The following is a 623-nucleotide window of genomic DNA, read 5'->3' as shown; positions in this document are numbered from 1 at the left end:
GGGAAGACGTACTCGACGTTGCGGCCGGTCATCAGCGACACCACCCGCGAGGTCGGCGTCTCCTTGGCCGGCAGACCCACCGCGACCGTACGGCCGTCCTTGAGCACCGTGACCCGGTCCCCGATCTCGCGGATCTCCTCCAGCCGATGCGAGATGTAGACCACCGCCACCCCCTGCGCGGTCAGCTCCCGGATGATCCGGAACAGGTTGCCCACCTCGTCATGGGCCAGCGCCGCAGACGGCTCGTCCATGATGATCAACCGGGTGTCGTGCGACAACGCCCGCGCCATGCTCACCACCTGCTTGGCCGCCGGAGACAACCGGCCCACCTCCACCGACGGGCGGATCTCCGCGTGCCCCAGCCGCGCCAGCAACTCCCGCGTCGCCCGCGCCGCCTCCCCCCGGCCCACGAACCCCATCCGCGACGGCTCATGACCCAAGAACACGTTCTCGGCCACACTCAACCCGTCCACCAGGTCCAGCTCCTGATAGATCGTGGAGATCCCGAGCCGGATCGCCGCGATCGGGCTCGACAGCCGCACCTCCTCACCGTTCAGCGTGATCGTCCCCTCGTCGGGCTGGTGAGCGCCCGCCAAGGTCTTGATCAAAGTGGACTTCCCGGC

1 protein-coding gene is annotated in these 623 nt (G+C 68.7%); it reads right to left on the bottom strand.

Annotated elements, in window-relative coordinates; all coding sequences use genetic code 11:
• Positions 1-608, bottom strand: a 608-nt coding sequence (locus ACSC1Q_RS43020) for an ATP-binding cassette domain-containing protein (RefSeq protein WP_436764516.1), incomplete at its 3' end; no start/stop codon positions are given.
• Between the last annotated feature and the right edge of the window lie 15 nt (positions 609-623).

The organism is Streptosporangium heterodermiicola (assembly GCF_051390675.1).
Taxonomy (GTDB): Bacteria; Actinomycetota; Actinomycetes; order Streptosporangiales; family Streptosporangiaceae; genus Streptosporangium.
This window is presented reverse-complemented; position numbering and strand designations above follow the sequence as displayed.